The sequence below is a fragment of the Vibrio sp. ER1A genome (assembly GCF_000733315.1).
In the GTDB taxonomy this organism is placed as follows: Bacteria; Pseudomonadota; Gammaproteobacteria; order Enterobacterales; family Vibrionaceae; genus Vibrio; species Vibrio mediterranei.
Genome location: NZ_JPJA01000093.1, coordinates 212,905 through 236,957 on the forward strand (window position 1 = coordinate 212,905; position 24,053 = coordinate 236,957).

Annotated in this window: 25 protein-coding genes; 14 read left to right on the plus strand and 11 right to left on the minus strand. The window is 44.6% G+C overall.

Annotated elements, in window-relative coordinates; genetic code table 11:
* Window positions 1-128: 128 nt before the first annotated feature.
* The 5 genes from accD (at window position 129) to purF (ending at window position 5,055) form a co-directional block, all read left to right on the plus strand.
* Window positions 129-1,055, plus strand: a complete 927-nt coding sequence (gene accD, locus HW45_RS22540) for an acetyl-CoA carboxylase, carboxyltransferase subunit beta (RefSeq protein ID WP_006071327.1) — start codon at window positions 129-131, stop codon at window positions 1,053-1,055.
* A 42-nt stretch (window positions 1,056-1,097) separates the two neighbouring features.
* On the plus strand, window positions 1,098-2,378 hold the full coding sequence (gene folC, locus HW45_RS22545; RefSeq protein WP_038229945.1) for a bifunctional tetrahydrofolate synthase/dihydrofolate synthase: 1,281 nt from the start codon (window positions 1,098-1,100) through the stop codon (window positions 2,376-2,378).
* 18 nt (window positions 2,379-2,396) lie between these two features.
* On the plus strand, window positions 2,397-2,960 hold the full coding sequence (locus HW45_RS22550; RefSeq protein WP_038229946.1) for an SPOR domain-containing protein: 564 nt from the start codon (window positions 2,397-2,399) through the stop codon (window positions 2,958-2,960).
* A 61-nt stretch (window positions 2,961-3,021) separates the two neighbouring features.
* Window positions 3,022-3,510 carry a CvpA family protein gene (locus HW45_RS22555; protein ID WP_006071324.1) on the plus strand — a complete coding sequence of 163 codons (489 nt, stop codon included), beginning with the start codon at window positions 3,022-3,024 and terminating at the stop codon, window positions 3,508-3,510.
* Between the two features lie 36 nt (window positions 3,511-3,546).
* Window positions 3,547-5,055 carry an amidophosphoribosyltransferase gene (gene purF, locus HW45_RS22560; protein WP_006071323.1) on the plus strand — a complete coding sequence of 503 codons (1,509 nt, stop codon included), beginning with the start codon at window positions 3,547-3,549 and terminating at the stop codon, window positions 5,053-5,055.
* A 78-nt stretch (window positions 5,056-5,133) separates the two neighbouring features.
* Here purF and HW45_RS22565 read toward each other — a convergent pair whose 3' ends face one another.
* Window positions 5,134-6,009 carry a LysR family transcriptional regulator gene (locus HW45_RS22565; RefSeq protein WP_006071322.1) on the minus strand — a complete coding sequence of 292 codons (876 nt, stop codon included), beginning with the start codon at window positions 6,007-6,009 and terminating at the stop codon, window positions 5,134-5,136.
* 354 nt (window positions 6,010-6,363) lie between these two features.
* Here HW45_RS22565 and HW45_RS22575 point away from each other — a divergent pair, with 354 nt between their 5' ends.
* The 6 genes from HW45_RS22575 to recR all read left to right on the plus strand — a co-directional run bounded on the left by HW45_RS22575 (window position 6,364) and on the right by recR (window position 12,093).
* Window positions 6,364-7,467, plus strand: coding sequence for a response regulator (locus HW45_RS22575; RefSeq protein WP_038229949.1), 1,104 nt, complete (start codon window positions 6,364-6,366; stop codon window positions 7,465-7,467).
* 280 nt (window positions 7,468-7,747) lie between these two features.
* The gene (locus tag HW45_RS22585; protein ID WP_235225528.1) at window positions 7,748-8,155 is read left to right on the plus strand and encodes a YbaN family protein; all 408 of its coding nucleotides are present in this window, start codon (window positions 7,748-7,750) and stop codon (window positions 8,153-8,155) included.
* 133 nt (window positions 8,156-8,288) lie between these two features.
* Window positions 8,289-8,834, plus strand: a complete 546-nt coding sequence (gene apt, locus HW45_RS22590) for an adenine phosphoribosyltransferase (RefSeq protein ID WP_006071318.1) — start codon at window positions 8,289-8,291, stop codon at window positions 8,832-8,834.
* Between the two features lie 13 nt (window positions 8,835-8,847).
* A complete protein-coding gene (gene dnaX, locus HW45_RS22595) occupies window positions 8,848-11,031 on the plus strand; it encodes a DNA polymerase III subunit gamma/tau (RefSeq protein ID WP_038229953.1) in 2,184 nt (727 codons plus the stop codon).
* A gap of 110 nt (window positions 11,032-11,141) precedes the next feature.
* Entirely contained in the window at window positions 11,142-11,471 is a 330-nt protein-coding gene (locus tag HW45_RS22600) for a YbaB/EbfC family nucleoid-associated protein (protein WP_006071316.1), read from the plus strand.
* Window positions 11,472-11,493: 22 nt separating this feature from the next.
* Window positions 11,494-12,093 (plus strand): recombination mediator RecR, encoded by a 600-nt coding sequence (recR, locus tag HW45_RS22605; protein WP_038229955.1) that lies wholly within the window; start codon window positions 11,494-11,496, stop codon window positions 12,091-12,093.
* Window positions 12,094-12,163: 70 nt separating this feature from the next.
* On the opposite strand, the gene aqpZ is transcribed toward recR, so the two are convergent.
* Together aqpZ and HW45_RS29070 are read right to left on the minus strand one after the other, a co-directional pair.
* A complete protein-coding gene (gene aqpZ, locus HW45_RS22610; RefSeq protein WP_327196426.1) occupies window positions 12,164-12,871 on the minus strand; it encodes an aquaporin Z in 708 nt (235 codons plus the stop codon).
* 65 nt (window positions 12,872-12,936) lie between these two features.
* Window positions 12,937-13,185, minus strand: a complete 249-nt coding sequence (locus tag HW45_RS29070) for a YkgJ family cysteine cluster protein (protein ID WP_081875882.1) — start codon at window positions 13,183-13,185, stop codon at window positions 12,937-12,939.
* Between the two features lie 159 nt (window positions 13,186-13,344).
* On the opposite strand from HW45_RS29070, the gene HW45_RS22615 reads away from it, so the two are divergent.
* Entirely contained in the window at window positions 13,345-13,782 is a 438-nt protein-coding gene (locus HW45_RS22615; protein ID WP_038229959.1) for a YcgN family cysteine cluster protein, read from the plus strand.
* Between the two features lie 37 nt (window positions 13,783-13,819).
* Here the strand turns inward: HW45_RS22615 and HW45_RS22620 are convergent, their stop codons facing one another.
* From HW45_RS22620 to gap, 6 genes are all read right to left on the minus strand, one after another.
* Window positions 13,820-15,694: a BCCT family transporter gene (locus HW45_RS22620; protein ID WP_038229960.1), complete on the minus strand. Its 1,875-nt coding sequence runs from the start codon at window positions 15,692-15,694 to the stop codon at window positions 13,820-13,822.
* 91 nt (window positions 15,695-15,785) lie between these two features.
* The gene (locus HW45_RS22625) at window positions 15,786-16,151 is read right to left on the minus strand and encodes a hypothetical protein (protein ID WP_038229962.1); all 366 of its coding nucleotides are present in this window, start codon (window positions 16,149-16,151) and stop codon (window positions 15,786-15,788) included.
* Between the two features lie 142 nt (window positions 16,152-16,293).
* On the minus strand, window positions 16,294-17,244 hold the full coding sequence (locus tag HW45_RS22630) for a ChaN family lipoprotein (RefSeq protein ID WP_038229964.1): 951 nt from the start codon (window positions 17,242-17,244) through the stop codon (window positions 16,294-16,296).
* A gap of 104 nt (window positions 17,245-17,348) precedes the next feature.
* Window positions 17,349-18,161: a 23S rRNA (guanine(745)-N(1))-methyltransferase gene (gene rlmA, locus HW45_RS22635; RefSeq protein WP_038229966.1), complete on the minus strand. Its 813-nt coding sequence runs from the start codon at window positions 18,159-18,161 to the stop codon at window positions 17,349-17,351.
* Window positions 18,162-18,231: 70 nt separating this feature from the next.
* Window positions 18,232-19,116, minus strand: coding sequence for a D-hexose-6-phosphate mutarotase (locus tag HW45_RS22640; protein ID WP_038229968.1), 885 nt, complete (start codon window positions 19,114-19,116; stop codon window positions 18,232-18,234).
* A gap of 144 nt (window positions 19,117-19,260) precedes the next feature.
* The gene (gene gap / locus HW45_RS22645) at window positions 19,261-20,256 is read right to left on the minus strand and encodes a type I glyceraldehyde-3-phosphate dehydrogenase (protein ID WP_004748683.1); all 996 of its coding nucleotides are present in this window, start codon (window positions 20,254-20,256) and stop codon (window positions 19,261-19,263) included.
* 362 nt (window positions 20,257-20,618) lie between these two features.
* Between gap and msrB the strand changes: the two genes are divergently transcribed.
* Window positions 20,619-21,020: a peptide-methionine (R)-S-oxide reductase MsrB gene (gene msrB, locus HW45_RS22650; RefSeq protein WP_038230172.1), complete on the plus strand. Its 402-nt coding sequence runs from the start codon at window positions 20,619-20,621 to the stop codon at window positions 21,018-21,020.
* An 83-nt stretch (window positions 21,021-21,103) separates the two neighbouring features.
* Here msrB and HW45_RS22655 read toward each other — a convergent pair whose 3' ends face one another.
* Window positions 21,104-21,919, minus strand: coding sequence for a DUF2989 domain-containing protein (locus HW45_RS22655; RefSeq protein WP_038229969.1), 816 nt, complete (start codon window positions 21,917-21,919; stop codon window positions 21,104-21,106).
* A gap of 142 nt (window positions 21,920-22,061) precedes the next feature.
* Here HW45_RS22655 and HW45_RS22660 point away from each other — a divergent pair, with 142 nt between their 5' ends.
* The gene (locus tag HW45_RS22660) at window positions 22,062-22,346 is read left to right on the plus strand and encodes a YeaC family protein (protein ID WP_038229970.1); all 285 of its coding nucleotides are present in this window, start codon (window positions 22,062-22,064) and stop codon (window positions 22,344-22,346) included.
* A gap of 38 nt (window positions 22,347-22,384) precedes the next feature.
* Here HW45_RS22660 and HW45_RS22665 read toward each other — a convergent pair whose 3' ends face one another.
* Complete coding sequence (locus HW45_RS22665) at window positions 22,385-23,944, minus strand: SulP family inorganic anion transporter (protein ID WP_038229971.1); 1,560 nt, start codon at window positions 23,942-23,944, stop codon at window positions 22,385-22,387.
* Window positions 23,945-24,053 lie beyond the last annotated feature (109 nt).

Sequence of the window (24,053 nt, forward strand, 5' to 3'; positions counted from 1 at the left end):
ATGTCACAAGGATAGGTACAACCAGTTTTTTATCTACAGTTAGCCTGTAATATGGTTTAATCCAACGGCATTAATTAGAATTTCAATCTCTCGCCATTAGGCGGGGGTCACAAGAGAAAAGGTCTTCCATGAGTTGGCTTGAAAAAATTTTAGAAAAAAGCAACATCGTTAGCTCGCGCAAAGCGTCTATCCCAGAAGGTATCTGGACTAAATGTACTTCCTGTGAGCAAGTACTTTATCATGCTGAATTAGAGCGTAATCTAGAGGTGTGTCCTAAGTGTGACCACCATATGCGAATGAAAGCGCGTCGTCGTCTAGAAACATTCCTAGATGAAGGTAATCGCGTTGAACTTGGTACTGAGCTTGAACCACAAGACAAGCTGAAGTTTAAAGATTCAAAGCGCTATAAAGAGCGTATCTCTGCTGCTCAAAAAAATAGTGGTGAGAAAGATGCACTCGTTGTCATGCAAGGTGAACTACTGGGTAACCCAGTCATCGCATGTGCATTTGAGTTCTCCTTCATGGGGGGCTCTATGGGCTCTGTGGTTGGTGCTCGTTTTGTGCGTGCAGTAGAAGCGGCTATAGAAAACAACTGTGGTTTAGTGTGTTTCTCTGCCAGTGGCGGTGCTCGTATGCAAGAGGCACTAATGTCTCTAATGCAAATGGCGAAAACCAGTGCTGCACTTGAGCGCCTATCTCAAAAAGGTCTACCGTTCGTTTCTGTTATGACCGACCCAACTATGGGTGGTGTATCGGCGAGTTTAGCAATGCTGGGTGATATCAATATCGGTGAACCAAAAGCATTGATCGGTTTTGCTGGTCGTCGTGTTATCGAGCAAACGGTTCGTGAAGACTTACCAGAAGGTTTCCAACGTAGTGAGTTTTTACTTGAGCACGGTGCGATTGATATGATTGTTGACCGCCGTGAAATGCGTCAACGCGTAGGTAGCCTACTTGCTAAAATGACAAATAAAGCGTCTCCTTTAGTGGTCTCTGTTGAAGATTCTCCAGAAGAACCTACATATGAAGTACCAGAAGCGGACGAAAAAGGGTAAAGTACTCACTAAGTTATCAAACGTTAAGATATTGACGGCTAAATGAGTTCACAATCCATTCCACAAGCCACATCTTCTTTACAGGTGTGGCTTGATTACTTAAATAGTATTCATACTAGTGCTATCGACCTAGGTTTAGATCGAGTTTCGGTAGTCGCCCAAAAAGGTCAATTGACCAAACCTGCCCCAACAGTCATTACCGTCGCTGGCACTAACGGTAAAGGCTCTACCTGCGCGCTTATGGAAGCAATCTTGCTAGATGCAGGTTATTCAGTCGGTGTTTATAGTTCCCCACACCTTATTCGTTACAACGAGCGTGTTCGCGTTAATGGTAGCGATCTTCCTGATGAATCACACACTCGTGCGTTTGACTATATCGAAAAGCTACGTGGCGAAGTCAGCCTTAGCTTTTTCGAGTACGCCACGCTTGCCGCATTGCGACAGTTTCAGGCAAACAAAGTGGAAGTGGTTTTACTGGAAGTGGGCCTAGGTGGGCGTCTTGATGCAACCAATGTGGTTGATCACGACGTTTCGGTCATTACTAGCCTTGCAGTAGATCATGTTGATTGGCTGGGTGACGACATCAATGTCATTGGGTTCGAGAAAGCAGGAATCTTTAGATCTGGGAAGCCAGCAATATGTGGCCAACCAAAACCACCTGCAACTGTGCCTGCGCATGCTGATGATATTAAGGCGAATTTCTACCAAACGGGTATTCAATTTGACTACAAACTGACGTCTGAACACACATGGGCATGGCAACATGGCACATTCATGCTTGAGGACTTGCCCGTACCAGTCTTGCCACTAATGAACGCCAACACTGCGTTGATGGCTTTAGGGGCGGCAGAATTGGACATTTCCGACGTTAATATCGTGAATGGACTTAAGCAAGCGCGTCTTCCGGGTCGTATGCAGATGCTTACCGAATCGCCAGTAACCATTCTCGATGTAGCTCATAACCCTCATTCAGCAGAGTATCTGGTTGCACAGCTTTCTAAGCATTACCCAAATCGCAGATTTAAAGTCGTGATTGGCATGTTGCATGATAAGGATATCGAAGAGACCATTCGAGTGTTAAACCCATTAACTGAAGATTGGTATCCGGCGTCATTATCAGGGCCAAGAGCGGCGAGTGCAGACGAACTGTGCCAGCATTTAATGTCTGGCAATGCTCTAAAGCGATATGACAACCCAGTAAGTGCATATCAAGCCGCGAAAAGTGAAGCAAAGTCAGACGATATGATTTTGGTCGTAGGATCCTTCCATACCGTTGGCGAAGTTCTTGAGCATTGTGAGAAGTTAGACGCTCAAGAGCAATAAAGTAATTAAGGAGTATCAATGGCGAGTAAATTTCAAAGCCGCTTGGTGGGTACCATAGTATTGGTCGCAGTTGGTGTCATCATTTTGCCTGACCTACTTGATGGTAAAAAGCTTCATTACAAAGAAGAGTTTGCCAGTATTCCGCTTAAGCCTGAAATCAGCGCTCAAGTAGAAAGCTTTGAGGTACTAGAGCCAGAAGAAGACACATCGGTGTTACCTGACTCGCCTGTTCAAGCAACAGTAGGGGAAGAGCTGGCTGCAACACCTGAGCAGCAGGCCGAACAAGATAAGCGTGATGTCGTGGATGTTGCAGTGAAAGAAGTGCCTGAGCGTAATGAGTATGCTGATAGTGCATGGATTATTCAGCTTATGGCTCTTAAGAATGCAGATAATGCTCGCGGTCTTGTTGCCGACCTACAAAAACGCGGCTATCAAGCACATGTAAAACAGGAAGCCACCTTTACGCGTGTCATCATAGGTCCAGATGTTTCAAAAAGTAAACTTGAGAAGCAATTGCTAGAATTGGAGAAAATTACCGGTTCAAAAGGTCAATTGCTCAAATTTAAACCACTAAATCCATAAGAAAACGTTTGCGTCGCGGATTTTTCTGTTAAAATGCGCGCCAACTTGAGATGAAGAATTCATGAATTGGTTAGATTTTGTCATTTTGGGTGTGATTGGGCTTTCAGCTTTAATCAGTTTAGTTCGCGGATTTGCCAAAGAGGCAATGTCTTTAGTGATATGGTTCGGCGCATTTTTTATTGCCAGCCAGTACTACGCAAAACTTGCGGTGTACTTTACCAATATCGAAGATGAGATGTTCCGAAATGGCGCCGCAATTGCTGCCCTATTTGTTGCCACACTGATTGTTGGGGCGTTAATTAATTATGTTTTAGGGCAGTTAGTGCAAAAAACGGGTCTATCGGGTACTGACAGAGTATTAGGTATCGTATTTGGCGCGCTTAGAGGTGTGTTAATTGTTTCTGCGGTATTGTTCTTTGTTGATACCTTCACGACACTAAATAGCAGTGAATGGTGGGAGTCTTCCCAACTTGTTCCGCAATTTAAACTTGTGATACAGCCGTTTTTTGAACACATCGAAGCAACTTCTAGTTTCCTGTCTGGCGCCTAATGGCGCCAGCTAATGTCGCAAATCGAGGATTAGGACATGTGTGGTATTGTTGGAATCGTTGGCTCAACGCCTGTGAATCAGTCTATCTATGACGCTTTGACCGTTTTACAGCACCGTGGCCAAGATGCCGCTGGTATTGTTACCATAGAAAGCAATCGTTTTCGTCTGCGTAAGGCGAATGGTCTAGTAAAAGACGTATTTGAAGCGAAGCATATGCAACGCCTCCAGGGTTGTGTTGGTATTGGACATGTTCGTTACCCTACAGCAGGCAGCTCAAGCGCTTCAGAAGCTCAACCTTTCTACGTAAACTCACCGTTCGGAATCACACTGGCTCACAATGGTAACTTGACTAATGCTCACGAAGTTCGTGAGAAGCTGTTTGAAAAAGACCGCCGTCATGTGAACACTACGTCCGATTCTGAAGTATTGCTGAATGTTCTAGCTCATGAAATTGATACAGTAAAAGGCAATGTAACATCTGATGATGTCTTCAGAGCTGTTACTAATGTGCATCGCACTATCAAAGGGGCTTACGCAGTAGCTGCTATGATCATCGGTCACGGTATGATTGCATTTCGTGACCCAAACGGTATCCGGCCGCTATGTTTAGGCAAACGTGATGTTGAAGGCAAAACCGAGTACATGGTGGCTTCTGAGTCAGTAGCTCTTGATGCAGTAGGCTTTGACTTTGTTCGCGATGTTGCTCCTGGTGAAGCGATTTATGTAACGTTTGACGGTGAGCTCTTCACTCGTCAATGTGCTGACAATCCAAGCCTAAACCCATGTATTTTTGAGTTTGTCTACTTTGCTCGTCCTGATTCATTCATTGACAAGATTTCTGTTTACAGCGCACGTGTTGAAATGGGTAAGAAGTTGGGTGAGCGCATTCAGCAAGAATACTCGGATCTAGACATTGATGTGGTTATCCCAATCCCTGAAACATCATGTGATATCGCTTTGCAAATCGCTCAGGCTATCGATAAGCCATACCGCCAAGGTTTTGTTAAAAACCGTTATGTAGGTCGTACCTTCATTATGCCTGGGCAGCAGCAGCGTAAGAAGTCGGTTCGCCGTAAACTTAATGCCATTCGCTCAGAATTTAAAGGTAAGAACGTTCTGTTGGTGGATGACTCTATTGTTCGCGGTACAACGTCAGAGCAAATCATTGAGATGGCACGTGACTCGGGTGCTAACAAAGTATTCATGGTTTCTGCTGCACCGGAAGTCCGCTTCCCTAACGTTTATGGTATTGATATGCCTAGTGCCAATGAGCTGATTGCTCACGGCCGTGACAACGATGCTATCTGTAAGCAAATTGGTGCGGACGCACTGATTTATCAAACCATTCCTGACCTAATTGAAGCTGTTGGTCTTGGAAACCCAGATGTGAAATTGTTTGAGGCGTCTGTATTCAACGGCGAATATGTAACTGGCGATATTGACCAAACGTATCTTGACTTCCTTGACTCGCTACGTAGCGATGATGCAAAGACGCAACGTGATATCCAAGCGGATCTAGCAAATCTAGAACTGCATAACGAATAAGCGAACGATGAAAAGAAAAAACCAGAGCAAGCTCTGGTTTTTTTGTGTCTAAATTTTGAAGCCGTTGCTACTGAACGATCAATGAAGTGAGTAATCGATAACAAAGTCGATGAACAGACGGACTTTTTCAGGAAGATGATCTTTATGGTTATAAAGCATATAAATATCGCGAGGGTTGGCACTCCACTCTGGTAGCACTCGAACTAGTTCGCCGTTGTTTATGTACTCTTTTAGCATGACATCGGGCATCAAGGTAATACCCAAACCCGCAGAACATGCTCTGCGAACCACATTTAAGCTATTGGCTTCGAAACGGCCTTTCGTGTTGTTAATAATGGACTCGCCACTGGTATTTTTCAGTTGCCATTTAATTAACGGTGCGCCTTTTAATAGGCGGTGTGTTGATAATTCTTCAGCATGCTTAGGCTCGCCGTTTAATGACAGATAGTCAGGATGCGCAACAAGGATATCTTTGACTGTACTGATCTTACGAGCGATTAAACTTGAATCGCGTTGAGGACCGACGCGGAAAATAACGTCCCATTCCGTTGGGTCTAGTTGATCGGCATGATTGCTCATCGTTAGCTCAAGGCTGATGTCAGGGTATTTAGACATAAAGTCGTTGAACATCGGCATCATCATGCGCTTAGTCAAATTAGAAGGTGACGATATTTTTAGTTTACCAGACGCACCTTTGCATTCATCTGCGATATCTTCGGTAGTGCTAGTAAGACGCTGGAGAAGAGGAGAGCACTCATTATAGAAGCGTTCACCCGCTTCAGTTAAAGACAGTTTTCGCGCGTGACGATTCAGTAAACGAAGATTCAAAGAATCCTCTAGAGCCTGTATACGTCGAGTAATTGTTGCAACAGGGATCATTGTCTTACGAGAAGTTGCTGTATAACTCCCATTTTCCACAACAAGTCGGAACAGATTTAAATCGTCAAGTTTCATATATTCAACTATTTGTATTAATTGGCTTTTAGTATAGCTTACACCTTGTCAAGCTGGCGTGGTTAATTTCAAGCGTTGTTGCTAAATAACACAAGTGCTCTCAAGCAAACTAACTTGATATCAAAGGGTTGTTTGATTTTTTCAACTTTAGCTATTGTATTAAAAAAACTCTCCCAAGGGTACATTTGTATAAAAACGAATTTCTGCCTACAGTTAAAATACTCAGGAGCAGTTTGTTCTGCTGCCTGCATATACATATAAATGCATTATTGTAACGTGTCCTACGGTACGAGGTTTAATGTAAACCAAAAAATAATAACAACAAGCTCAATAAATTTTGTGAGGCGTAATTTTATGTCTAATACCGACAGTCGGGCTGCTGTGGCTATACCTCATCAGCAACACAGTGCGCGGATTATGGTTGTTGATGATGATCCCGTATTTCGAACCGTTACCCGAAACTTTCTTGAGGCAACGGGCCACCAAGTAACAGAAGCTGGGGATGGATTAGAGGCTTTAAAACTACTTAGTATCACTGAGCCGGACTTAGTGCTTTGTGATTTAGCTATGCCACTTCTTACTGGCATGGAGTTCACCGAAGAGGTGCGCGTAGAGTACCCGTCACTACCGGTTATTGTAATTTCGGCGACGGGTGACATGGCGGACGTTGCTAAAGCGTTACGTATGGGAGTGAAAGACTTCTTAACCAAACCTATTGGTGATTATAAACATCTTACGGAATCTATTAATGTCGTCTTAGAGGAGAGTTCAAGTAGTTGTGAGCAATCTGACTTTGTCAGTCGATGGTTTCGTATTGAAGAGTCAGAAGAAGACGGTTCGCAAGAAGAACAAGAACTCCATTGGCACCTACAATATCTTCAGCAAAATCCTAATGCAGCGAGAGAGCTACTCACGGCACTGTTACCTGAAAAAGATTCTGCGTTAGGGGCGTGGAGAAGTAGTTACCGGCTTTTGCAATCGGCCAACACATTACCTCTCGTGTTCGATTACACATGGCTTATGAGCGGTCAGATGGCATTCTATCTGGTCGATGCTTCATCAAGTGACCATGGTGGCGTGGCTAGTACGTTGTTGGTACGGACACTGTTTGATGATTATGTGCGCCGTTTGCATCACAACAGTGTCGACCTTAAAGATCTTGCGCGAAATATAGAAAAAGGTATGCAATGCTCGTGCGCTGCATATCCTGTCGAGGCTGTGTTTGGAGTGATTGACTTATCGGAGGGCACCATATCTGTCTTGCCGGCTGGATTGGATTGTCGTTGGGAGAATTCTCAAGCTCATTTCAACATCTCCGGGTCAAATCGTTTGGGTGAGAACTGTTTAAGTAATTTTATGACTAAAGACCTTGCTGTTTTAGAAGGGGGGAAGTTGTCCTTAAGTCGAGTCGGTTCAAGTAGCTTCAGCTGGGAGGTAAAACTTGCTCTGCCGAGCTAAAACAGTGTAGCTGAAGCGCTCTTCAAAAATAACCACACAGTTAGTCTGTTTTTGATTGAATGTAATTGAGATATAGTCAAAGTGTTAACAAAAATGGGAGGCGAAAGCTTCCCATTTTGATGTCTAAAACAACTATACCCAAGAGCAAAGTCATGTCTGATACAGAATTCAAAGAACCATATAACATTTTTTACTTTTTAGGCTTCATTGCCGCATTGCTAATTCCAACGCTTCCCGCTACTCTGACGTGGATTAGAGTTATGAACGGATATGCGGGTTTTTGACCAATACAATAAGTCCAGTTAAACGTTTCTTTTGGAATACGTTAGGCGTTACTTCAGTAATATTGGGTGTGGTAGGCATCGTACTTCCGCTTCTACCAACCACACCTTTCCTACTTCTTGCCAGTGCGAGTTTTTTTCGAGGTAGCCCTCAATTTCATGATTGGTTACTTTCTCATCGTAAACTTGGTCCCATCATCTCTGACTGGGAAAACGATCGCTGCATTAAACGTTCGGTCAGAACCAAAGGCGCAATCTTCATTGTTTTGAGTTTTGCCATCTCCATATTGGTTGTCCAACCTGTATGGTTAAAAGTTGTGCTGTTTATTCTGTTTATCGGTGTTTTTACCTTCTTTTTGCGAATTCCTGTGAAACAGCCCGTTGCCGACCACGATGAAAATCACTAACATGTGAAGGTTGTGTGCCCACGCTTAATGTGGGCGTTTTAATTTATACCTACAGAATGAACGTACTCGTGACTATTCGCGACAGCGTACTCTGATCGTCAGGCATATAAAGACCTTTCCAGAGACCAATACTATGACAATCGATAAAATCTCCCAGATCAAAGCAAGCATCAAAAGCATTCCAGATTACCCAAAGCCAGGCATTCTATTTCGTGATGTAACGAGTCTTATGGAAGACGCAGCAGCTTACAAAGCAACGATAGAGATGCTTGTAGACAAATACAAAGATCAGGGCTTCACTAAAATTGTTGGTACTGAAGCTCGTGGCTTTTTGTTTGGTGCACCTCTAGCACTTGAGCTAGGTCTGGGATTTGTTCCAGTTCGTAAGCCAGGTAAGCTGCCACGTGAAACTGTCGCACAATCATATGAACTTGAATATGGCACTGATACTCTAGAAATCCACACAGACGCGATTGTGGAAGGTGATAAAGTACTGATGGTTGATGACCTGTTAGCAACTGGTGGTACGATTGAAGCTACAACGAAACTTATTCGCCAACTAGGTGGTGAAGTATCTCACGCTGCATTTGTAATCAATCTGCCAGAAATTGGTGGAGATAAGCGCTTAGAAGCACTAGGTATTGAAGTATATAGCTTGTGTGAATTTGAAGGTCACTAATTAGGACACCTTGATGAGTTATCTCGCGTTAGCTAGGAAATGGCGACCAAGAAAATTTTCAGAGGTAGTTGGACAAACCCATGTCCTAACTGCACTTGAGAATGCACTAGACCAGAACAGATTGCATCATGCTTATTTGTTCAGTGGAACACGTGGTGTGGGTAAGACGTCCATCGGTCGCTTGTTCGCAAAAGGTTTAAACTGTGAAACAGGCATCACCTCGACACCTTGTGGTACATGTTCGACTTGTATCGAGATTGATGAAGGCCGAAGCGTTGACTTACTTGAGATTGATGCGGCGTCTCGTACAAAGGTTGAAGATACTCGCGAGCTTCTAGATAACGTTCAATATAAGCCAGCGAGAAACCGCTTTAAGGTTTACCTGATCGATGAAGTACATATGCTTTCGCGTCATAGCTTCAATGCGTTGCTTAAAACGCTTGAAGAGCCACCAGAGTATGTGAAGTTCTTACTGGCGACGACGGATCCTCAAAAGCTGCCGATGACCATTCTGTCGCGCTGCTTGCAGTTCCACCTCAAGCCGATCACTGTCGAGAATATCCAGCAACAGCTAGAGCATATTCTTGAGAAGGAACAAGTTCAGTCTGAAAACCGAGCGCTTGCTCTGCTTGCTCATGCTGCTGACGGCAGTATGCGTGATGCATTGAGCTTGACCGATCAAGCGATCGCGCTAGGAAATGGCAATGTATCGACACCAGTAGTCAGTCAGATGTTGGGTACGCTAGATACGGCTCAAGCGATTCAAATACTGGAATCATTGACTACGGGTGATGCACATCAAGTTATGACCAAGCTTGAGCACTTGGCGGAAAATGGTGTGGATTGGGATACATTGCTTTCTGAGCTCGCATTGCAGCTACATAGAATCGCGATGGCCCAGGCATTACCATCTAGTATCGATGCCGCAATTGCCGACAGCGAAAAAATTCAGCACCTTGCGCGTGTACTACAAGCAACTGATGTACAGCTGTACTATCAAATTGCTCTGAAAGGCCGACAAGATCTGCCCTTCGCTCCATCGCAACGTGTCGCCGTTGAGATGACGCTACTGCGTATGTTGGCATTTAGACCGAGCACTCAGCTCAGCGCCAATGAAATCACTGTTGCGAATCAAAGTGCAGTGGCTAAGCCTGCCTTGTCATCTTCACAAAGCATGGCAACACAACAGGTGTCGAGTGACACGAACGCTCAAACTTATGCCACACCGACGCCACAGTTTGATAGTACGCGTGAAGCGTATATTGATACTTCAACTATGCCGATGGGTAACCAGCCAGTACAGGCCGAACATCGACCAAGCGCGCAAAGTGAATGGCAAGCACCTCCATCAAGTCAAGAGCAGTATTCGCAAACATCTCCTGCGCAAATCCAGCCCACTCCAAGTACTGGAGCTAATGATGCTGTTCGCGGTGAGGTGCAGCGTTCAGCACCTGCCAGCGAGCCTGCAAGACCTGCGGGTGGATTGCGTCATCAATTACGTTCGAAACGACAATCGGCTTCTCAAGGTCAAGCGAATTCAGGAAACTCTCCTGTAAAAAAGCCTAAAGCGTCATCTGAATCTGCCTCTGTATTAGAGCGCGTTGCTCAGAGAACCCAAGGTCGCACGCCAAGTGCGTCAAATGGTTTAGATGCCGCTAAATCAAATACCGAGCAGGTTAAAGATAACGAGCCTTATCGATGGCGGCCAACAGGTAATGTTGTTGCTCAAGAAGTGAAGCCAGTCGTCAAACCGTCTACGCTTAAAAAGGCTCTTGAACATATCAAAACGCCAGAAATGGCGCAGCGACTCACGCAAGAAGCTGCTCAGCAAGACACTTGGGCTGAACTGATTGAATGTCTTGATATTGGCAAACTGGTGCAACAATTAGCGCTTAATTCAGTCTTCAAAAAAGATGGTTCATCCATTCAACTGGGACTGCGTGCTACGCATGCGCATCTAAATTCTGACAAAAATCAGTCAGAACTACTTGCAGGGCTTAATGTCTTATTGGGAGAAGAGTGTCATTTGTCGGTAGAGCTCTCCGAGGAGGGGACGACACCACTCGAACTTCGAGAGCAGTTATATCAAGGCAAGCTTTCTGATGCGGCCAAGAGCTTGCAAGCGGATCCTAACATTCAGTTTATTGTTACAAGGTTTGCGGCAGAGCTAGACGAAGAGAGTATTCGGCCTTTATAAAGTTACTTTCCCGGTTGTTTGCTCGAGGTAAACAGCTAGGAAGCGGGGTTGCAATCTATGAATGCGTCCCCATGTTATTAGTTGAAACATGAATAAACCGAGAGAACCCTATGTTTGGTAAAGGTGGTATGGGCAACCTGATGAAGCAAGCCCAGCAAATGCAAGAGCAGATGCAAAAGCTTCAAGAAGAAATCGCTAACATGGAAGTAACAGGTGAGTCTGGTGCTGGCCTTGTTAAAGTAACCATCACAGGTAGCCACAGCACTCGTCGTGTTGAAATCGATGAAAGCCTTATGGAAGACGACAAAGAGATGCTAGAAGACTTGATTGCAGCGGCGTTCAATGACGCTGCTCGTCGTGTAGAGGAAACTCAAAAAGAGAAAATGGCTTCAGTAACTGGTGGAATGCAGCTACCACCAGGCATGAAAATGCCTTTCTAATTGAAGGATTAGAGAACAATTAATGCGTACTAGCCATATGCTGGAGCATTTGATGGAGGCCTTGCGATGTCTACCTGGGGTTGGCCCCAAGTCAGCACAACGCATGGCCTTTCATTTGTTACAGCGCGATAGAAAAGGCGGCCTTCAGCTGGCGGATGCACTTTCAAGTGCGATGACCGAAATTGGTCACTGTCAGGAATGCCGTACCTTTACCGAAGAAGAAGTTTGTCATATCTGTAGCAATCCTAAGCGTAAAGAGAATGGCCAACTTTGTGTGGTAGAGAGTCCTGCTGATATTGCTGCTGTAGAAGCTACAGGGCAATTCTCGGGTCGCTATTTTGTGCTAATGGGACACTTGTCGCCATTAGATGGCATCGGTCCTAGCGATATTGGATTGGATGTTCTCGATTATAGACTGCGCCAAGGCGACATCGGTGAAGTCATTTTAGCGACTAACCCAACAGTGGAAGGTGAAGCAACCGCGCACTACATTGCTGAACTGTGTCATGAGCACAAGGTATCAGCAAGTCGTATCGCTCATGGCGTTCCGGTGGGCGGAGAGTTAGAACTGGTCGATGGAACGACGTTGTCTCACTCTCTGTTGGGCAGACAAAAAATCTAAAGTAGATTGCTAAATAAGATTGATAGTGAAAAGGCGCATTTAGCGCCTTTTTTATGTTCAAAAATTAGTTTTAGTCGCTATCATTGCTTAGCAATGAGCGATACACCCAAGCCCCAATGATTGCGCCAACAATAGGTGCCAACCAGAACAACCACAATTGTGCGACAGCCCAATCGCCAACGTAAAGCGCGACCCCTGTGCTGCGCGCTGGATTTACTGACGTGTTGGTTACTGGAATACTGATTAGGTGAATCAAAGTCAAACACAAGCCAATTGCAATAGGGGCGAAGCCCTGAGGTGCTCTTTTGTCAGTAGCTCCCATGATGACCAGTAAGAACATTGCTGTCATGACGACTTCGCAGACCAAGGCCGCGGTTAACGAGTACTTCCCGGGGGAGTGTTCTCCATAACCATTAGAGGCAAAGCCAGACGCGACGGCGTTAAATCCGGCTTGTCCGGAGGCTATAATATAGAGCACGCCACCGGCAAGTAAGCCACCGATGACTTGAGCAACAATATAGGGAAGTAGCTCTTTGGCGTCGAAGCGACCACCGGCCCAAAGGCCGATACTAACGGCTGGATTTAAATGGCAGCCAGAAATGTGGCCAATAGCAAATGCCATTGTGAGCACAGTCAAACCAAAGGCAAACGCCACACCTAATAAGCCAATACCTACATCTGGAAATGCCGCCGCTAATACTGCGGAACCGCAACCTCCGAGTACTAGCCAAAATGTACCAAATACCTCAGCCAAATATCTGTTCATAAAAAACACCATTCTTAATGTTGTGCGTCTTAACAACATAGCTTACTGGTTTGATACTGCCAGTTTGGGGGCAGATATTAGGTAATTCGTTCAAGCTCTAGGATGTTTGCCAATGCTTTAGCATTAGTATCGCTACACACGTCTGGACAGGCTTTAAAAGCATGACACACTTTTGGCCGTTCTGGCTGACCAAACAACTTACAAAGATTGCGCTCATCAAGTTGTATGCAGCGAACGCCGCTGGGTTTGCCGTTTGGCATTCCTGGAATAGGGGAAGAAATACTTGGGGCGATACAACATGCCCCACAACCTAATCGACAATCCATCTTTTGCAGCCTTAAAATTGAAGGGCGCTGAGTTTACCAAAAATAAAGGTGTTGTACATAATTGAATAACAGCTACAGCATCTAGAGCGAACAGAGTACTTGCAGTTTGTATCGACTAGCGGTATAAAACGCCTCCATAGATTTAGAAGGTAATGCCACATGACCAGTCCATTTTGGAAAACAACACCATTAGAGCAAATGAGTGAACAGCAATGGGAATCATTGTGTGATGGTTGTGGTAAGTGTTGCCTACACAAACTTATGGATGAGGACTCGGATGAGGTCTATTACACTAATGTGGCTTGTAGTTGGCTGAACAGCAAAACTTGTTCGTGTAAGGATTATCCAAATCGATTCCAATCGGGTGAAGAATGTTTAAAGCTAACCCGTGAAAAAATCCACGAGTTTAATTGGCTCCCGGAAACGTGTTCATACCGTGTTTTATCAGAAGGAAAACCCCTTCCAGAATGGCACCCATTGATCACAGGCTCTAAGTCCGCTATGCACGCGGCAGGGGAAAGTGTTCGCAATAAAGTCGTGTATGAAATTGACGTGGTGGACTGGGAAGACCACATCATCAATCACCCGAATCGTTAACAAAAAAGCAGGCTTAGAGCCTGCTTTTTTGTTGTTATTAGCTTGCGGAACAAACCTCAGTAAACCTCATTCTCGCATCTTGTGCAGCTTGTGAGGACTGCTCTTTCGCGTTCTGAGCATCTGTGAGTAATTGAAGCTTCGCCTCTAAATCATCCAACAATTCCTGTGGGATCGCTTTACTGGTGTCATCGGCATGCTCTAATGCATAAGCGCGAATCTTTTTCTTAACTTTGAACAGAGCATGCAGCGCAGTTCGCTCTTCATCTGCGGCAATTTGTGCAGCGTCACGACACTTTTCAAAATTAGCTAGTGCAACCCCTTCATTTGACCAAGGATCAAACTCTGGCAGTTCTTCAATGTTAATGGTTGGCTCTACATAATCTTCTTGGTGACGAATATCCAACGTGGTGGCTTTTACCGCTGAGATCATCAACATAACTGCAATACCGAGTAGAGGCAGGCCGCCGACGATTGCTGCAGTTTGTAGTGTGCTCAAACCACCTAAGAACATGAGAACAGCAGGCATAAAGCTCAAAGTGAAGGCCCAAAATAAGCGGTTCCAGCGCATTGGCTCCTGCGTTACGTCTTTTTGAACCACAGACGCCAAGATGTAGGAGATCGAGTCGAATGTTGTTGCTGTAAAGATGATACACAGCAGTGTAAACAAAAGGATGATAAACCAAGCAAATGGTAGCTCTGACAACATAGAGAAGATGGCTTTTGTTGCACCAAACTCGTTTAAAATTGCGACAATATCAAGCTGTCCAGATAATTGTAGCGATAGGCCGTAGTTTCCTAAGATGATGAAAAATAGGAAGCAACCACATGAACCAAAGAACAATGAACCTGCGACCATCTGTTTAATTGTGCGACCGCGGGAAATGCGTGCAACAAACAAGCCCATACTTGGCGCGAACACTAACCACCATGCCCAGTAGAAAATAGTCCAATCTTGTGGGAAGTGAGTGTTGTCAAATGTACCGTAGCCACCAAATGGTTCCGCCCATGTCGCCATCACAAAGAAGTTAGACATCATTCGACCGATGGAATCTAGACCCGTCTCAAGAATAAAAATAGTTGGACCCAAAACCAACACTAGAGCAAGAAGCAGCATTGCACCCCAGAAGTTGATGTTACTGAGGATCTTAATGCCTTTTTCCATCCCCGCAAACGAAGAGTAGGCGAAAATTGCGGTACAGATAGCTAATACGCCGATTTGTGAATAGGTGTTTTGCGGTAGCCCGAATAAGACACTCAAGCCCTCGCTGATAAGCGGGGCTGCAAGTCCTAATGTCGTCGCCGCACCACCTAATAGGCCAAAGATGAAAAGCACATCAATCAGTTTACCGAGTGCACCATTGGTGTGTTTCTCGCCGATGACAGGAATCAATGCGCTGGATACTTTCAGGGCAGGTTGCTTACGTACATAGAAAAAATAAGCGATCGGTAGCGCAGGGATCAGATAGATGGCCCATGCAATAGGTCCCCAGTGGAAAATACCATATGTTGCCGCCCAGCGAACCGCTTCTTCACTTCCCGCTTCTAGTTGAAATGGTGGCGCTTGATAATAATAAGCCCATTCAATGCAGCCCCAGTAGAGAATACTGGCACCGATACCGCCGCAAAACAGCATGGCAGCCCAAGAAGACGTTGCAAATTCTGGTGCCTCGTCAGGTTCGCCTAGTTTAATTTGGCCGATATCGCTAAAAATGATGAATATCATAAAAAAGAGGGCAGCGAGGCCAAGGGCTAGATACAGGAAGCCAAACTTATCGGTCATAATGAGCTTAGCTTGCCCGATGATTTTTGCACCTTGTTCAGGGAACATTATCAGGGGAATGATAACGCTCAGGAGCAATGTGATTGCGCCAAAGAAAGTTGGCTTATCAATCAGCTTGAAGTGTCGATTCATAAATTGTGATCATGCAGTTAAAGATGATCGATTATCAAGTGAATGTGGTTTCCACCTCAAACAGGATTATTTGTCGTTAGGATAAATGATGTTAAGCCAAAGCCAATATCAAAGCACCAATGGTCACAGCTGCGGAGACATACTGACCGGCAGAGTAGGAACTATCTTCTTGTTTCTCTAAGTCATCTGGATGGTCCATACCTAACGCACCGTGAGCAAAGGAGGTGACCGACTTACCTACGCTATCGTTATCGCCTTTTGAGATATTCTCTTTAGTAGCGCCTTCGCTCACTTCCTTTTCAAGCATTGCTTTAGCTTGAGGTGAGATGGATACACTATCTCCGTTGCCTGTAGGCAAAGTGTTGCCGTTAGCAGTGGCACCTTCTGCTACTGTCTTAGTGGCCGTCGCAACAGGTGCGTTTGTCTGGCTCATTAGGTTTGAATTGACGCTTTGCATAACTATCTCCATTAGCGCTATCAATCAATACATCGTCAAATGTGGCAAAAACTTTATAAAAGCTTCTATAAATGAGAGATTGATCGATGCTATTAACATGGACTAAGCAATTTGTGCGCCAATCATAACTTGTGTTGATGAGTTATTTACAAACCAGAGAGTCGTTACGTATTTTTAAGCTCTTATACGCCTTCATTCGGTTCTCGTTTTTAACGTAACGTTCTGGTGGTGGTAGTACTTCCAATTGGTAGTCATTGCTCGCACTAGCAATGTCATTCACTGGCGTAATCACGACGATACTCAAGTCAGGGTTCAATTGCTGGATCTGCGCAGCGGTTCCTAATGCTTGCTCGGTATGAAATTTACCTGCGATGTGCATGACCTGAGAGTTAGGATGTGCTGCCATATAGTTAACAATACTTTCTGCCATAGTCGCATCCCAGGCGAGTTGAGCAGCATATTGTTTCTTCGTTTGTTCAATGTCACCGTGATGCATAGAGGACATGAATTTTTCTTTGTATGGTGAACTTGACGTGTCTATCGTTGCTGCGACTAGAGAACGTTCTTGTTCATCCAGTTTATCTAAGTAGCCAACCCCTTGACGCCCAATACAGCGGACGATTGATTTTGGTGCGTTGCTGGCAATGATGTCGATATCTGAATCCTTGGCTAATTCAACGAGTGGGCGGTAGTCGCTTTCGTAATTTGGCCAAGCTCCTCCTTGTTTAATTAAGATCTGCTCACCAATTTGTGAAGCGAGATAGTCATCAACCACAGGCTGTTTGTCACGGGTAAACTGTTCCATAGAAAGCGCGGTGTTCGGATTGTTGTTGATGAGTTCTTTCAGAAGATCGGTTTGAAATCGGTGAATGCCCGCATGGGTATGCCATTCCCCGACTAGGATAACATTGGCATCCAATATCGCCTCCGGTAAAGCGCTCAGGCTGATTGATTCACCAGTAGGGCTGGCCAATTGGTAATCGTAAAATGAAGTGATACTTTCCGGTTTTGTAGCTGGGTATTCAGGTGAGTTTTTTGTCGTGGTGCAACCCGATAGAAGGGCGAGTGATATGAGAATGGGTAATGCTTTCATAGTCTGTTCTCTCTATAAAAATAGCCTTCATCGGAAGGCTATCTTGGAACCGTAATGGTAATAGAGATTGAACGTGGACTCAATCTAATTGAAAATAAATCTCATTACATTTTACGGTAGGCTCGAATCAAGAAGTCGGCGTTACATTGAAACTCTTGTTGTGACTTGAGGTTCGACCTTACTTCGTCTGTCGCTTTCCAAGCAAATGGTGTCATTTGCAACAAGTCATACGCTTGTTGTCCACTAAGGTTCATTTCATAGTCTAGTTTAGATTCAGACAAAAGTTCGAAGCCTTCAATTTGCTCGGCCGTTTCATCATGTAAACGAACATCTTGATAGATCAACGCCCTAAGTTCATATAGATGGTGACTACCTGGCGTTACGGTCAGCATGATACCTTGATCTTCAATACAGCGAAGTAACTCATCGTGTTTACAAGGTGCGTAAATTCGAACCACCGCAGCTAGACTGTTTTCAGAGAAGGGCAGCTTATGACTTGAGGCAACACAAAAGTTGACGTTTGGATAGCGTTTTGCGCCGTATCGAACCGCCACTTTGGAAATATCCAGTCCATGAAAATCTAACTTTTTGTTCCTTTCTGCTAGGTATTGCTGAAAAAAGCTAGTGTAATAACCTTCTCCACAGCCGATATCGAGAACCGTGCCTTGGTTTAAGAGATTGGCTAGAGTCTCCGCAACTTGTTGACGCATAGGTGTGTATAGGTCGTGCTCTAGAAAAGTACGTCGTGCCTGCATCATTTCTTTATTGTCGCCAGGATCTTTTGAGCGCTTGTGTTGCACAGGCATGAGATTGACATAACCTTCTTTTGCCAAGTCGAACTGGTGGTTGTTTTCACAGCGAAAACTACGCTCATTGAGGGACAACGATTGATGACAGAGCGGGCATTGATAGGACATAGGTTAGACTCGACGAAAATTTTCGTAAGTCTAACCATATCATGGGTTGGAAGCAATTAGCTCGGGCGATTTACTTTACCGAAAGAGTGGTTGCGAGCTGGTAAGTGTCACCAGGATTAAGTTCTTGCCCCGCTTCTAGTGTCTTAGCGTGTAATGTCGACTCTATACAGAACATAGTTAAGTAGCCATCATCGTTCATGTCGCCCATCGACTTCGCGCCTGCTTCCCAAGGATTCCAAAGGACTGCAGAATTGTCACCGTCATTAACGATGGAGAGTTGTCGATTGAATGCATTATCGTGAAGCACAATTTCTTTGCTTGGCTCGGTGTAAACACGATCGATAGTGTCGGTTAGAGACAGGATTTCGCCGCCTTGACACACTTTACCTTCTTGTAGGCCGTCAATATAAGTTGGACCCATCCCGGTTACTTCCATGTTATGAATGTCACCGATGTTTAGGTAAGTATGCAGTGCACCTGAGAACTTCCATGCAGCCGAGTCGGTGTTGGTAACATTGAGAGTAGCAGTGAGTGTTTCAGATACTTCTACGTTTAAAACGAGTTGGAAGCTGTGTGGCCAAATTTCGCGAGTTTGGTCATTGTCAGATAACCCCAAGCTTACAATAACACCAGCGTCGCTTTCACGGTGCTCGATTAGCGTCCAAGCGCTGTTGCGCGCAAACCCATGAGCAGGGGCGGCAACGCGACCAAACCAGGGCCAGCAAATAGGGATACCACCTCGTAGTGCAGCTTTGTTATCGTAGACTGCGTCTTTGCTCATCCAAATCAACTCTTCTTGATTGGAGGGCTTAAACGAGATGATATGACCACCATGAAGGGAAATCGCAGCCGTTGCCTTAGGGTGGTTGATGCGAACGATCGTATTGTCGCCTAGCTTAGCAGTCGTTACGCAGTCAGAAAGTACAGTTAAAGCTGGTAGCGTAGACAAGTCCATAGATAGTAACTCCTAGGTGAGAGTTTCTGGTTCCTAGGGGAGGGTAATGTTTGACATTCCCAGGTGATATTGAACCCAGAAACAGATACAAAAAAGGCGACCCAATGAGTCGCCTTAATACAAATATTCAGCTAAAAGCTTACATTACTTAGAGATGTGAGCGATTAGGTCTAGAACTTTGTTTGAGTAACCGATTTCGTTGTCGTACCAAGATACAACTTTAACGAAGTTGTCAGTTAGAGCGATACCAGCTTTAGCATCGAATACTGAAGTTTGAACTTCACCGATGAAGTCTTGAGAAACAACTTGGTCTTCAGTGTAACCTAGAACACCTTTAAGAGCGCCTTCAGATGCTGCTTTCATAGCTGCACAGATAGCTTCGTAAGATGCACCGTTCTTAAGGTTAACAGTTAGGTCAACTACAGAAACGTTAGCAGTTGGTACGCGGAAAGCCATACCAGTTAGTTTGCCGTTTAGTTCTGGAAGAACAACGCCTACAGCTTTAGCAGCACCAGTTGAAGATGGGATGATGTTCTGAGAAGCACCACGACCACCGCGCCAGTCTTTAGCAGAAGGACCGTCTACAGTTTTTTGAGTAGCTGTAGTAGCGTGAACTGTAGTCATAAGACCAGATTCGATACCGAACTCGTCGTTAAGAACTTTAGCGATAGGCGCTAGACAGTTAGTAGTACAAGAAGCGTTAGAAACGATATCTTGACCAGCGTAAGTGTCTTGGTTAACGCCCATTACGAACATTGGAGTAGCGTCTTTAGAAGGACCAGTTAGAACAACTTTCTTCGCGCCAGCAGTGATGTGCTTACGTGCAGTCTCGTCAGTTAGGAAAAGACCAGTTGCTTCTGCTACTACGTCAACATCGATAGCATCCCATTTTAGATCTTCTGGGTTGCGCTCTGCAGTTACACGTACAGTTTTGCCGTTAACGATTAGGTTACCGCCTTCAACTTCAACAGTACCGTTGAAACGGCCGTGAGTTGAATCGTACTTAAGCATGTATGCCATGTACTCAACGTCGATTAGATCGTTGATACCTACTACTTCGATGTCGTTGCGCTCTTGCGCTGCACGAAATACGAAACGACCGATACGGCCAAAACCGTTAATACCTACTTTGATAGTCATTATAGTTGCTCCACAACTTAATTTCTGTTTAAAGATAACTGGTAGTAAAATTACAGAATCCAGTCACTAACTTCAATAGATAATCGGAATTAATTTGTTTAAAGTCAAAAAAAAGTGTCGCTTTTCTTAACATTCGGTATTAAATGACGTTTTTTTGAACTTTGACAGAGACTCTGTAATAGTTTTAGTTATGTATTTAACCTTGTAAGCAAGGTAAGTTAACATAACTGATACAGCTTGGTTGGAAATTGACAACAATGTGCTACAACCAAGTTTGCTATACGTATGATATATAGCGTGTATAAAATGTAGACAATAAAAAAGGGAGTGTAAAGGTCGTGAGTGGTGAAAATAAAAACGCGATGAAGCCCGATGATTACTGGCGTGAGACCCTAAATGATGAACAGTACCGTGTGTGCCGACAGCAGGGTACTGAAGCACCTTTTAGTGGTACTCTACTACACAACCGTGATACTGGCTTATACCATTGTACTTGCTGTGAAGCGCCACTTTTTCATTCTGAAAGCAAGTATGATTCAGGCTGTGGCTGGCCTAGTTTTGATGCACCGGTCGATCAAAAAGCCATTCGATTTTTAGAAGATCTAAGTCATGGTATGCAGCGAATCGAGATTAGATGTAAGGCATGTGATAGCCATTTAGGGCATGTTTTTGAAGATGGTCCTAAAACAACGGGGCAAAGGTACTGTGTCAATTCCGTGTCGTTAATTTTCAACAAAAGTGAAAGTAGTGATGTATCTGACTGATTCTATGTACCATTCTTTCATTTTGTAGAGATAAAAACGGGCGCCATTGTGGAGCCCGTTTTTATTTCCAATAATTTAGTAAACTACTGAAGCACCAAGTCTCTCGTATAGCTTCCGTTATCAATGGCTTTCGCGACAGTTTTTGCCTGCTCGTTGAGAGAGCGATAGTCTTCTTCCGTTAACCCAAAAAGCAATCTGAGTTCGTTGTCTGAAGCGATGGGGATGTCAAACTCTTTGCCAACCATTGCCCAAAGATAGGATTGCTTTGGGAGGTCTAGGTTTTGAGTCACGCTTGCTAAAGACTTAATCACTTCTTTGTTGACGTGTTTTCCACCTGCCGAAAGCTCTAGAGAGCGATTTAATAGTTGATAGGTTTTTTGCTTATCTCGTGAAATATAATAGGTGGCGAGAGCATATTGCATGGAAGAGGTGTCAAGTACACCGGTATTTTCCATGGCTAAAAAGCGACGTTTTGCTGCTTGGTTTCCCGTTTCGCTCCAAAGAAAATAGAGTGTTTCGGGCGAAGTTGAACTCGCTAAATCTCGTGTGATTCGTTCTTGTTCTTCTATCGAATACATCAGGGCGTTAAATCTTTTTGCCTTGAGGTCGGCCTGTTCAATTGGCTGAATTTGTGACGCTAACTCTAGACACTTTCGATATTCCTTGAGCAGGTGATAGTCCTTGATTTGATTATTTTCACTAGGGCTGTCAAGCATCTCATAACGATGCCAAATAAGGTCTGTTCTCGCGATTCGGCATTGACCATCGTTTATATTTAATGAAGAACAGTTCAAACTGGGCTCGTTTTCGCAGAGCTGATCTGTGTTCTTGCGAGTTTCAAAACAGCCGGATAAAAGTGAAGTGGCTACTAAGGCGGATAGGAGATAAGGTAATTTCATTCTACTACTTGTGATCAATTACACTGATTTGTCGTACTCAACTTGACTCAGTGTATCATCACGTTATGGTTCGAGTAACGAATTAACCTCTCAGAACCGAAATTTAGCGGGTCTGAAAGTTCAAGCAAAAAGAAGGTTCAGTATGGACGTAGAACAACTCTTAGAAGCCATGACTCCGGATGTTTATGAGAGACTTCTGTATGCCACTGAAACTGGTCGCTGGCCAGAAGGTAGTAGATTATCTCAAGACCAAAGAGACTCTTGTATGCAAGCGGTAATGCTTTATCAATCGAAGCATAACGTAGACCCTCAGCATATGTCGGTCGCCGCAGGGGGCGAAATTAGCTTTAAAAGCAAAGCAGAGCTAAAAAAACAGTTCGGTGCAGAACAGCAAGACATAATGAGAGTTAAAGTGAGTAATGAATAAAAAAGGGGCGATGAGCCCCTTTTTTATTTTGCTTTCTGTTATCCAGCAAGTACATCAGTTGCAACTTTGTAGCTCGGATCTTCTTTCACATTGATCTCGACTAAGCTGCCCGCCTTTTGTAACAGTGCGCGGCAGTCTGGACTTAAGTGTCTCAAGTGAAGCGTTTTACCCACTGCTGCATAACGTTCCGCTAACGTCTCAATAGCTTCAATAGCTGAGTGGTCTGTAACACGCGAGTTAGCAAAATCAACGATGACATCTGCTGGGTCGTTCTTAGCGTCAAACAACTCTAGGAAGTTCGCTGCAGAGCCGAAGAAGATAGGTCCGTTAATTTGGTACTCTTTAGAGCCTTCAGCATTGACGCTGCTACTCGCGTAGATGTGTTTCGCGTGTTCCCAAGCGAACATAAGCGCAGAGACAACAACACCCACAGCAACCGCTACGGCAAGGTCAGTAAGAACGGTAACTACCGTAACCAGCACAATAACAAAGAAATCTTGTTTAGGTACACGGCGCGCAAGCTTAAAGGTCGCCCATTCGAACGTCCCAATCACAACCATAAACATTACGCCTACTAGTGCGGCTAACGGAATCATTTCGATAAGTGCAGCTGCAAAAAGAATAAACATTAGTAGTGCAACGGCTGCAACGATACCTGACAAGCGGCCACGACCACCAGAGTTTACGTTGATCATTGACTGACCGATCATGGCACAACCACCCATCGCGCCAAACACCGAACAGGTTACGTTTGCTAGACCCTGACCTACACATTCACGGTTAGATTGACCACGTGTATTGGTCATTTCATCAAGCACGGTCAGTGTTAATAGTGACTCGATTAAGCCGATTGCCGCCAAAATAATAGCGTATGGCAGAATGATCTGTAGGGTTTCAAGCGTCAATGGAACCGCTGGGATGGAGAACTCTGGAAGAGAGCCCGCCAACGTTGCGTTCATATCACCTGACATAGAACGCAGAAAATCGACAACGGTGCGTGTATCCAAACCAAGACCCTGAACCAATAAGGTAACAGTCACGATAGCAACTAACGATGATGGAACAGCGGTAGTTAGTTTAGGTAGAAAGTGAATAATACCCATAGTCAACGCAACTAATCCAAGCATCAGCATCATTTGATCTTGAGGTAGCCAAGTTAAGGCACCTGAAAGGTCAGGAGCTTTAAATTGTCCAAGCTGTGCCAAGAAGATAACGATCGCAAGGCCGTTAACGAAGCCGATCATAACAGGGTGGGGTACCATGCGAATGAATTTCCCCAATTTAAATAAACCTGCACTGATTTGTAGTAGGCCTGCAAGCATAATAGCGGCAAAGAGATATTGTACTCCGTGAGTCGCTACTAGACTGACCATTACTACAGCCATTGCGCCTGTAGCGCCAGAGATCATGCCAGGACGGCCACCGAAGATAGAAGTGACTAAACCGACGATAAAGGCGGCGTATAGGCCAACCATTGGGTCAACACCGGCAACGAACGCAAAAGCAACCGCTTCTGGCACTAATGCCAATGCAACGGTAAGGCCGGATAGAACATCGTTTTTTACCGAGTGCTTGGAAAACTGTGGAAATTCAAACATGTAATTGTGCTTACTTATGTTGTTGGATTTATATGGATTTCATCCAGCGCAAATTGAGACGTTCAAAGTGTAGAATTACTATATGAATAGCATAGGTGAAAATGATTCG

Coding starts and splice junctions, on each gene's coding strand:
- rlmA (WP_038229966.1), bottom strand. CDS start 18,161: ATGTCCTATCAATGCCCGCTCTGTCATCAATCGTTGTCCCTCAATGAG.
- apt (WP_006071318.1), top strand. CDS start 8,289: ATGACAATCGATAAAATCTCCCAGATCAAAGCAAGCATCAAAAGCATT.
- HW45_RS22600 (WP_006071316.1), top strand. CDS start 11,142: ATGTTTGGTAAAGGTGGTATGGGCAACCTGATGAAGCAAGCCCAGCAA.
- HW45_RS22660 (WP_038229970.1), top strand. CDS start 22,062: ATGGACGTAGAACAACTCTTAGAAGCCATGACTCCGGATGTTTATGAG.
- HW45_RS22655 (WP_038229969.1), bottom strand. CDS start 21,919: ATGAAATTACCTTATCTCCTATCCGCCTTAGTAGCCACTTCACTTTTA.
- HW45_RS22620 (WP_038229960.1), bottom strand. CDS start 15,694: ATGAATCGACACTTCAAGCTGATTGATAAGCCAACTTTCTTTGGCGCA.
- HW45_RS22565 (WP_006071322.1), bottom strand. CDS start 6,009: ATGAAACTTGACGATTTAAATCTGTTCCGACTTGTTGTGGAAAATGGG.
- HW45_RS22555 (WP_006071324.1), top strand. CDS start 3,022: ATGAATTGGTTAGATTTTGTCATTTTGGGTGTGATTGGGCTTTCAGCT.
- aqpZ (WP_327196426.1), bottom strand. CDS start 12,871: ATGGTGTTTTTTATGAACAGATATTTGGCTGAGGTATTTGGTACATTT.
- purF (WP_006071323.1), top strand. CDS start 3,547: ATGTGTGGTATTGTTGGAATCGTTGGCTCAACGCCTGTGAATCAGTCT.
- gap (WP_004748683.1), bottom strand. CDS start 20,256: ATGACTATCAAAGTAGGTATTAACGGTTTTGGCCGTATCGGTCGTTTC.
- accD (WP_006071327.1), top strand. CDS start 129: ATGAGTTGGCTTGAAAAAATTTTAGAAAAAAGCAACATCGTTAGCTCG.
- HW45_RS22665 (WP_038229971.1), bottom strand. CDS start 23,944: ATGTTTGAATTTCCACAGTTTTCCAAGCACTCGGTAAAAAACGATGTT.
- HW45_RS22630 (WP_038229964.1), bottom strand. CDS start 17,244: ATGAAAGCATTACCCATTCTCATATCACTCGCCCTTCTATCGGGTTGC.
- HW45_RS22550 (WP_038229946.1), top strand. CDS start 2,397: ATGGCGAGTAAATTTCAAAGCCGCTTGGTGGGTACCATAGTATTGGTC.
- HW45_RS29070 (WP_081875882.1), bottom strand. CDS start 13,185: ATGGATTGTCGATTAGGTTGTGGGGCATGTTGTATCGCCCCAAGTATT.
- HW45_RS22575 (WP_038229949.1), top strand. CDS start 6,364: ATGTCTAATACCGACAGTCGGGCTGCTGTGGCTATACCTCATCAGCAA.
- dnaX (WP_038229953.1), top strand. CDS start 8,848: ATGAGTTATCTCGCGTTAGCTAGGAAATGGCGACCAAGAAAATTTTCA.
- msrB (WP_038230172.1), top strand. CDS start 20,619: ATGAAGCCCGATGATTACTGGCGTGAGACCCTAAATGATGAACAGTAC.
- HW45_RS22640 (WP_038229968.1), bottom strand. CDS start 19,116: ATGGACTTGTCTACGCTACCAGCTTTAACTGTACTTTCTGACTGCGTA.
- HW45_RS22615 (WP_038229959.1), top strand. CDS start 13,345: ATGACCAGTCCATTTTGGAAAACAACACCATTAGAGCAAATGAGTGAA.
- HW45_RS22625 (WP_038229962.1), bottom strand. CDS start 16,151: ATGCAAAGCGTCAATTCAAACCTAATGAGCCAGACAAACGCACCTGTT.
- recR (WP_038229955.1), top strand. CDS start 11,494: ATGCGTACTAGCCATATGCTGGAGCATTTGATGGAGGCCTTGCGATGT.
- folC (WP_038229945.1), top strand. CDS start 1,098: ATGAGTTCACAATCCATTCCACAAGCCACATCTTCTTTACAGGTGTGG.